Source organism: Methylobacterium sp. 22177 (assembly GCF_052045615.1).
Taxonomy (GTDB): domain Bacteria; phylum Pseudomonadota; class Alphaproteobacteria; order Rhizobiales; family Beijerinckiaceae; genus Methylobacterium; species Methylobacterium radiotolerans.
In genome coordinates this window covers 1-7,574 of record NZ_JBQEPK010000093.1, presented here as the reverse complement: position 1 = coordinate 7,574, position 7,574 = coordinate 1, and the positions used below count along the sequence as shown (strand labels likewise).

Genomic DNA, 7,574 nt, shown 5'->3' with positions numbered 1-7,574 from the left:
AACCGCGCCAAGCTCTCCGCCAAGGCTCCGGTGGCGCAAGCGATCGACTACATGCTCAAGCGTTGGAGCGCCTTCATCCTTTTCCTCGACGACGGGCGCGCCTGCCTGTCGAACAACGCCGCCGAACGGGCGATCCGGCCGATCGCGGTAGGCCGCCGCAACTGGACCTTCGCCGGCTCGGATGCCGGCGGCCATCGCGCGGCCGCCCTCTACACGCTGATCGAGACCGCCAAGCTCAACGGCATCGATGCGCAGGCCTGGCTCGCCGATGTGCTCAGCCGGCTGCCCGACCATCCGGCTCGAGGCCTCGACGACCTGCTCCCCTGGAACTGGACCGAGACCCACCCTCAGCCGATCGCCGCCTGACACGCCGCCTCAACGAAGATCGCGGCCTTCACCACAGGCGTACCGATGGGCATGGATTGCACGCGCCTCTCTGAACCAACGGTCGGCGCCCTTGACGCCGATCTCGCGTCCCTGGCGACGCGCGATCTCCAGCGCAACCTGGGACCAGAACCGATCCTCCTTCGGCCGTCGCTTGGCCCGCTCACCGCGGGCGATCAACCGCGCCTCACCGTAGGCGAAGTCTCCGTACACGGCGGTCAGGCCATCGGCCTTGGCCATTACGGCCGTAGAGGGCAGGCGCGGCCCTATAAGACCAATCAGCGTGTTCAGCGCGATTCGTAGCCAGTTGGTCGAGAGTGACATCGGCTGGCTCTCTCGCTGGACTGGACGGGCGCTGGCACGTCCAGATCTGCAAGCTCCGTTATGACACGCTTCACGTACGAGAGAAGGGCGGTACGGTAATCGTCCGCCGTCACGTGTGCCACCGGCGGCAGCGCGCCGCGGTGCGGCGGCCCGCTGCCGCCGAGATCTCGCAGAATCTGCCGCCCTCCAGCCTCCACGACGAGGTCGAGGATCGGGTCGCACGGGCGGCCGAAGTGGCAAAGACGGATCTCCACTGCCGCAAGGTCCCTGGAACGCGGAACGTCGTCCGTCACCCCGAGGTAGAACCCACCCGAGGCGAGTTCGGCCTCGATCTCGTCGACGACGGCGTGCAGCAGCGACCGCGCTTTCAGCCAATCCTGAAACCGGGCCACGCGCGCGCTCCGCAGCGCGACGCTGGGCCTCGAGCCGCTTTCGGGTGGTCCGAGCGGCCTCCTGGTCATCGCGATGTTGGGCCAGGAGAGCTGCGATCTGGACCCCGACGTCGATGGGGCTCCGCGTCCGCTTCGACGGCCGCGCCGGTTCGCCAGTGCTGGCCGAACACGCGCTTGTGGGATCGTCCCGGAATGCGCCTGGGCCGTGGTCCGAGCGCGCCCCACCCCTCGAGAAATCGTCGACAGGCGACGTTGGGCTATGCGGTTTCGTTGGAGAGCCTCCGACCGAGCTCGATGAGGATCAGGTCGACGAGCCGGTGCAGCAGCGGAGCCTGGATCCGGCGCACGGTGCGCTGCAGATCGAGCGCCAGCGCGATCGCTCGCTTCAGGTCGTCGAACGCATCCCCCTCGTGGGTCGCGCCGTTGTCGCCCATGGTGTCACCCCTCAGCTCGCCAGGCGTATCGAGGAGCAGGCGCCGGGCGCCAGGACGGACTCGGTGGTGCCCCGAACGGCCTGCAGCTGCCGCAGGCTCCGAGCGTCGAAGCTCGCGTTGACCGCGACGATCTCGGTTCCGTCGATCACCCGCGGGAGCCCGAGTGGCAGAGCGTGGATGTGCAACTGGAGGAGGCGCAGCAGCCAGCTCGTCGGCATCTCGGACACGAAGCCGCGCAGGCCGCGGACAAGCCCCCACTCCACGATCGCCGTGAGGAGGGCCAGCGCGGTCGGATTGAGCCGGCGTCCGGAGATACGGGCGCAGTCGGCGACCCCGATCCGGCTCCACTCGACGATGTGGGGTGCTGACGGCGTCGGCCCCTCGCACAGGTCCCGCAGATGCGTCGACAGGACGTAGGGCCGCGTCGTCGGCAGCAGCCGGGAATAGCCGACCATTTCACCGTCGGTCATCGCCAGGAGATGGACGGCATGCTCGTCGTCGAACTCGTCGATCTCCCGCCCGTCGTCCCGTGCGATGGCCGCCCAGCCCATCTCCTCGACAAAGATCTTGTGGCGAAACCGCCACGCCTGTTCAAGCAAGAATCGTTCTTTTTCAGCATTTGATGCCGTGATAACGTGGATCATAAAGCACCTCCGCTGAACAGAATGCGTGTTCCGCATCATCAACGATACTACGCGTTCGCGTAGTCCGGTGCCCGATCGGCGATGGACCGCTCGCGACCTCGATAAGCCTGCCTTCAGCTGGGATCTTGCATGGTGACGTTCGGCATCATCCGCCGGATCATCTGGGGTTCACCTTGAGCCGCCGATCGTTGGACCACACCTTGAAGCTGCTGAAGGCACTCGACCGCGCGAGCAGCCTCCCCGAGGTCGTCGCCACAGTACGGGGGCATCTGGCCGGCTTCGGCATCGAGGTCGTCATCGCCGGCCTGCTGCCGGCGCCAAGCGCCATGCGGGCGTTCGATCGCTCGTTCGTCGTCATGGAAAACGTACCGCACGCGTGGCAGCGTCGGTACATCGATCGGCACTATGCGATGCACGACCCGATCGTGGCGGAGACGCTGCACAGGCGGCAGGGCTTCGGTTGGCGGGATGAGGATGTCGGGCTCGCCTCGTCTGCGCCTGCAGCCCGCATCATGGCCGAGGCGGCCGAGGTCGGCCTGCGCGACGGCTACACGGTCCCGCTAACCACGATTGAGGGCGAGCTCGGGGGATGAGCTTCGTCGGCTCGCATCTGGAGATCGCCCCGGAACACCGCGGGATGCTGACGCTGGTGGCGAGCTACGCGTTCGGCCAGGCGTTGCTGGTTCGGAGCCAGGGGAGCGACCGGCCGGTTGTGTTATCCCCGCGTGAGCGTGAGACGCTGCAGGGGGCTGCGGAAGGAAAGACCGACTGGGAGATCGGCGAGATCATGGGCATCTCGGAACATGGCGTCGACAGCCACCTGCGGTGCGTGCGGGCGAAGCTCGGCACGCGCAACCGGGCCCAGGCGGTGGCCGAGGGATTGCGGCGTGGGCTGATCCAATGAGACCGCATCGACCATCGATGACGAGCAGGGCGAGCCGTGACCCCTCATTGGGCGAGCGCAGCGCCGATCTCTTGAAGGTGATCGCCGAAGCGCTCGGCGTCGATGCCGGTGTCTTCCGCGCGCGGGCGAGCATCGCGACGTCGTCGGACGCCCCCGACGGCTACAGGACGCTTCTCCTCCACAGGATCATCGCGGTCTTCGAGGCGCTCCCGACCGACGAGCACCGGCTGCACGCCCTCCGCATGCTGGAAGCCCTCGTCGATCAGGACGACGTCGAAGCGCGCGAGGCAGCTGCCCGGAGCCAGTAACCCCCGCAATGCGTGCGCGGCTGACCAAAACAGAAAAGTAGACCGGTAGGCGTCAACCTGCGACCCGCATCCGGGATTGCGAAACATTCCTCGCGGCCGCCACTCAGCTCGCCTGTTCCAAGCGCCCGATCACATCTCATCGCAGGCGAAGCCTTCACGACGTACAGCGCTCACAAATAAACGACGTGTGATCAATCCTCATCGAGCGTAGAAGCTCACACACAAACTTTCCAATATTTAGACATGCGCTTAAATTTTTTTGATTGAAAATTTCTGTCCCCAAAATCCATTTTCAACATATCTCCCCGAAATTGATGAAGGATCCTTTCCGCTTATAACCTGCCGAGCGTCGTTTATGACCTCCGGAGACAGCCGGAAATACTGATGGCCCAACGTCGGTATGGTCGGATCGGCAACCCTCTGGCAATTGATCCAGAATATATCCTTTTGTATCTCTCCAGCATTGTTTCTTATCGGGAATGATCGCGGCCCGTACTTCCCAAGCTCTTCGATGCCGTTGTTCGCAGATTGACCAAAAGCCAGAGCAAAATCATCGCCATTCGTATAGACATGCAAATTTTTCTTGAACATTCCGATGACAGGTTTCAGTTTGCCCTCTTCGTTGAGAGCCTTATAATCTTCATCCGCGGCGAAAAGCAGTATGTGCTCGAAGTAAGTTTTGGACGGCATTTTACCTCGGTCTTTGAGCGCCTGCATGGTCGCGCTCATGACCCTGTTACCCATGGAATGACACACCAGACTGATCCGTGGTGACCGCCCCTTGGTATCGATCTCGTCGAAGAGATCCTTGAGGAATTGGGCGACGGCCACCCCGGAACCGTACGCGTGGTCGCGATCTTGGAGGTATTTCAGATGCTGTCCGTAAGACGGCCATGAAAAGAATAAGTTGTTAGCCGATCCGTATCCTTCGGCTATGACTCCCGCAACGTCGAATACCTCGGTAAAATTGAATGCATAGCCGTGGATAAACACGAGAGAATTCGTCTGCTCGCCCTCGGAAAAAGCTCGACGCGTATCGGAAGCGCTGTTGAGAAATCCTCGTATGACGGCCCTGGGATTATCCTCGGCTGTGAGGCCTCGTTCAGAGCGGGAGCGAGCGGATGGCGACGGTTTGGGCCGCCATTGTCCTCCTATCTTCTCCAGATCGATGATCCCGGCGTGGTAGCGCTTGTCATTTGCTGACCACTCGTACTCGCCATTAAAGAGATCAGAACCCGGTACTTTCTTGCGGTTTGTACCGTATCTCAGGCGAAGATCCGTCCCGTTTGCTTCTTGCAGACCGGAATTTTCTCTGGATACAGCTTGCGAACCCTTTCCTGCCAGCGCGGCAATTGTTGCACCGATCAGGGCGTCTCTCCTTCTGATCACAAGACACTCCTGGCGCGTTGTTGTATTTCGATCTTCAGCAAATCTACATATCCTGATTGAAAGAGCAATCGTAGCATCCGCCTCGCACCGCAGATGCGCGAGGTTATGGCTGAGTACTTTATGAATCTCGACCTCGAGCGCATCATGTCAGGCTGGGATTCGGTGCCGTTCCCCGGGCACATAGGGTCCATCCAAGAAGCTCGCGAAGACCGACCTGATGGAGGCACACGTCCTGCTGCCTGCGGTCACGATCAGCCGGCCGACATCGGCGAGCGGCCCAGAACCGACTGCGAACCACGGGGATGAGGAGCACAGGCGTTGCCGGTGGTGACGAGGCCGATTGGCCTCGATGTCATCGAGGGAGATTGCAGGCGCGGTGACGATCTCAGGGGCGCGATCGAGCAGCCTGGTAGGCGATCTCCTCGGCCTCCTCGCGGGCTACCTCCGCCCTCCGGTCCGCGATCAACTCGTCGACCAGCGAACCGCAACCCTGGCGGTAAGGGACCAAGAGCGCCCGCACGCTCTCGACGATCCGCTTGGTGGTGGTGATCTCGATACCCCCCTCTTTCTGGATCAGGATCACCTCGCTAGCACCGGTCAGGCCCAAGGCCTGCCGTACCTCCGCGGGAAGGATCATACTCTCGTCTTCCGCCACCTCGACGCTCGCGCGCAAACGTCCTGGCATCGTATCATCCCTGTTCGGCAGTTTCGGCGGCGAAGGCCACGCTCTCGGTGGTCATCGATCAGGCCAAGCAAGGCGAACCCTCGCTCATCACGCGCCATGGCCGGCCCGAGGCCGTGCTGATCAGCTTCGAGGAGTGGCAAAGGCTGTCTCAGGTCCCATCCTTCGGCAGGCTCCTCATGGCGGCGCCCGTCATGGACGATGACCTCCCCTCCCCTTCCGGCGGACTCAGAAGCGCCGAGCTGTGACGCCTTGTATCTCGTCGATACCAATGTGCTCCCGGCCGGCGCTCCGACCAAGGCCGTTCCTGTCGTCACACTTGTCCGACGTCAGCACCTGTGGGACAGATTGAGGGTCTTCACGAACGGAGGATGGCTGGTTCATCGTAGCCCCTGAGGAGCGAAGATGAAGCAGACATCCGGACCGGCTAAGAAGCCGGCAGAAGCGGTGATCAAGGGCATCCGTCGGGCCACACGTCGGCAGTTCTCGTCCGAGGAGAAGATCCGCGTGGTGCTGGAAGGCTTGCGTGGTGAGGACAGCATCGCCGAGCTGTGCCGGCGCGAGGGCATCGCCGCCTCGATGTACTACGGCTGGTCCAAAGAATTTTTGGAGGCTGGCAAGAAGCGCCTGTCGGGAGACACGGCTCGTGCGGCCACCACGGATGAGGTGCGGGATCTCCGTCGCGAGGCAGGGGCGCTGAAGGAGGTCGTGGCTGATCTCGTTCTGGAGAACCGTCTACTCAAAAAAAGCATGAGCGGGGCTGGGGGCGACGAGGCATGAGGTACCCGGCCCCCGGGACTGTCAGGAATTCCGTGTGCGGGCGGCGGGTTGAACATCAGGCCGCCATGGCCCGGGTGAAGCGCTCGCCGAAGATGACGGCGAACTGCGCCTTGGCCATGACCCACTCACGCGGCCCCATCTTCCACGCCTTCTCGGAGCGGTTCAAGACCAGGTAGAGCAGCTTCAGCGCCGCCTCGTCGGTCGGGAAGTGCCCGCGGGCGCGCACAGCCCGGCGCAGCGTGGCGTTCAGGGTCTCGATGGCGTTGGTCGTGTACAGGATCCGGCGAACCTCGCCGGGGAAGGCGTAGAACGGGACCACCTCGCCCCAGGCCCGTCGCCAGCTCTGGGCGATAGCCGGATAGCGCCGACCCCATTCGCTCGTCTCGAAGGCCGCCAACGCCGCCTCGCCAGCCGCGGCATCGAGCGCGCGGTAGATGTCCTTCAGCGCACCCGCCACGAGCTTGCGGTCCTTGTAGGACACGAAGTCGAGGCTATGGCGTAGCAGGTGGACGATGCAGGTTTGGACCAGCGCCTCGGGGAACACCGCCCGGATCGCGTCGGGGAAGCCCTTCAGGCCATCGACCACGGCCAGCAGCACGTCCTCGACGCCGCGGTTCCTGAGCTCGTTCATGACCCGTAGCCAGAACTTGGCGCCCTCGTTCTGCTCCAGCCAGAGGCCGAGGATCTCCTTGGCGCCGTCGGCGCGCACGCCCAGCGCGATGTGGACGGCCTTGTTGCGGACGACGCCCTCGTCACGCACCTTGATCCGCAAGGCGTCGAAGAACACGATCGGGTAGACCGGCTCGAGCGGCCGGGCCTGCCAGGCGGCGACCTCCTCCAGCACCGCGTCGGTCACCGCGCTGATCAGGTCGGGTGAGACCTCGATGCCGTAGAGCTCGCGCAGGTGCGCGGCGATCTCCCGGGTGCTCATGCCACGGGCGTACATCGACACGATCTTGTCGTCGAAGCCGGGAAAGCGGCGCTGATACCGGGCGATCAGCTGCGGATCGAACGTCGCCTGCCGGTCGCGCGGGATCGAAAGCTCGATCCGGCCGGTCTCGGTGGTGACCGTCTTGCGGCCATAGCCGTTGCGCGTGTTGCCGGCGTCCTCGCCTGCCAGATGGTGGTCCATCTCGGCGTTGAGCGCCCGCTCGGCCAGGGCCTTCTTCAGCTCGTCCAGCAGGCCATCGGCCTCGAAGGCCGTCTTCGGATCGGCCCCGGCCAGGAGCTGGTCCAGGATTGCGTCAGGGATGCGGGGTGCTTTGCGTCGTGCCATCGGGAACCTCCTTCGGATCCACTATGGCCGCCCGCACACGAAATTCCTGACAGTCCC

The 7,574-nt window shown here is 63.7% G+C and carries 12 protein-coding genes and 1 pseudogene; 6 read left to right on the top strand and 7 right to left on the bottom strand.

Annotated features, from left to right (window positions below; genetic code table 11):
* A partial coding sequence (locus ACTJK8_RS31905; RefSeq protein ID WP_440763090.1) for an IS66 family transposase occupies positions 1-366 on the top strand: 366 nt, incomplete at its 5' end.
* 9 nt (positions 367-375) lie between these two features.
* On the opposite strand, the gene ACTJK8_RS31900 is transcribed toward ACTJK8_RS31905, so the two are convergent.
* The 4 genes from ACTJK8_RS31900 to ACTJK8_RS31885 form a co-directional block, all read right to left on the bottom strand.
* The gene (locus tag ACTJK8_RS31900) at positions 376-708 is read right to left on the bottom strand and encodes a hypothetical protein (RefSeq protein WP_440763164.1); all 333 of its coding nucleotides are present in this window, start codon (positions 706-708) and stop codon (positions 376-378) included.
* Positions 672-1,100 carry a hypothetical protein gene (locus tag ACTJK8_RS31895; protein ID WP_024827528.1) on the bottom strand — a complete coding sequence of 143 codons (429 nt, stop codon included), beginning with the start codon at positions 1,098-1,100 and terminating at the stop codon, positions 672-674. The genes ACTJK8_RS31900 and ACTJK8_RS31895 overlap by 37 nt, the downstream gene beginning before the upstream one ends.
* A 257-nt stretch (positions 1,101-1,357) precedes the next feature.
* Positions 1,358-1,534 carry a hypothetical protein gene (locus ACTJK8_RS31890; protein ID WP_440763163.1) on the bottom strand — a complete coding sequence of 59 codons (177 nt, stop codon included), beginning with the start codon at positions 1,532-1,534 and terminating at the stop codon, positions 1,358-1,360.
* Between the two features lie 11 nt (positions 1,535-1,545).
* Entirely contained in the window at positions 1,546-2,178 is a 633-nt protein-coding gene (locus ACTJK8_RS31885; protein ID WP_024827529.1) for an acyl-homoserine-lactone synthase, read from the bottom strand.
* Between the two features lie 200 nt (positions 2,179-2,378).
* Between ACTJK8_RS31885 and ACTJK8_RS31880 the strand changes: the two genes are divergently transcribed.
* The 3 genes from ACTJK8_RS31880 to ACTJK8_RS31870 all read left to right on the top strand — a co-directional run bounded on the left by ACTJK8_RS31880 (position 2,379) and on the right by ACTJK8_RS31870 (position 3,390).
* A complete protein-coding gene (locus tag ACTJK8_RS31880) occupies positions 2,379-2,771 on the top strand; it encodes an autoinducer binding domain-containing protein (protein ID WP_440763162.1) in 393 nt (130 codons plus the stop codon).
* Positions 2,768-3,082 carry a helix-turn-helix domain-containing protein gene (locus ACTJK8_RS31875; RefSeq protein WP_440763161.1) on the top strand — a complete coding sequence of 105 codons (315 nt, stop codon included), beginning with the start codon at positions 2,768-2,770 and terminating at the stop codon, positions 3,080-3,082. Before ACTJK8_RS31880 ends, ACTJK8_RS31875 begins: the two co-directional genes overlap by 4 nt.
* Positions 3,083-3,159: 77 nt before the next feature.
* Entirely contained in the window at positions 3,160-3,390 is a 231-nt protein-coding gene (locus ACTJK8_RS31870) for a hypothetical protein (RefSeq protein ID WP_440763160.1), read from the top strand.
* Between the two features lie 249 nt (positions 3,391-3,639).
* Here the strand turns inward: ACTJK8_RS31870 and ACTJK8_RS31865 are convergent, their stop codons facing one another.
* Entirely contained in the window at positions 3,640-4,779 is a 1,140-nt protein-coding gene (locus ACTJK8_RS31865) for an alpha/beta hydrolase (RefSeq protein ID WP_440763159.1), read from the bottom strand.
* 385 nt (positions 4,780-5,164) lie between these two features.
* On the bottom strand, positions 5,165-5,464 hold the full coding sequence (locus ACTJK8_RS31860; protein ID WP_440763158.1) for an AbrB/MazE/SpoVT family DNA-binding domain-containing protein: 300 nt from the start codon (positions 5,462-5,464) through the stop codon (positions 5,165-5,167).
* On the opposite strand from ACTJK8_RS31860, the gene ACTJK8_RS31855 reads away from it, so the two are divergent.
* Both ACTJK8_RS31855 and ACTJK8_RS31850 read left to right on the top strand, forming a co-directional pair.
* Positions 5,458-5,709 carry a type II toxin-antitoxin system Phd/YefM family antitoxin gene (locus tag ACTJK8_RS31855; RefSeq protein WP_051475822.1) on the top strand — a complete coding sequence of 84 codons (252 nt, stop codon included), beginning with the start codon at positions 5,458-5,460 and terminating at the stop codon, positions 5,707-5,709. The genes ACTJK8_RS31860 and ACTJK8_RS31855 overlap by 7 nt on opposite strands.
* A gap of 157 nt (positions 5,710-5,866) precedes the next feature.
* Positions 5,867-6,252 (top strand): annotated as a pseudogene (locus ACTJK8_RS31850) (transposase); the annotation flags it as partial.
* A gap of 44 nt (positions 6,253-6,296) precedes the next feature.
* On the opposite strand, the gene ACTJK8_RS31845 reads toward ACTJK8_RS31850, so the two are convergent.
* Positions 6,297-7,517, bottom strand: coding sequence for an IS256 family transposase (locus tag ACTJK8_RS31845; protein WP_440762770.1), 1,221 nt, complete (start codon positions 7,515-7,517; stop codon positions 6,297-6,299).
* Positions 7,518-7,574 lie beyond the last annotated feature (57 nt).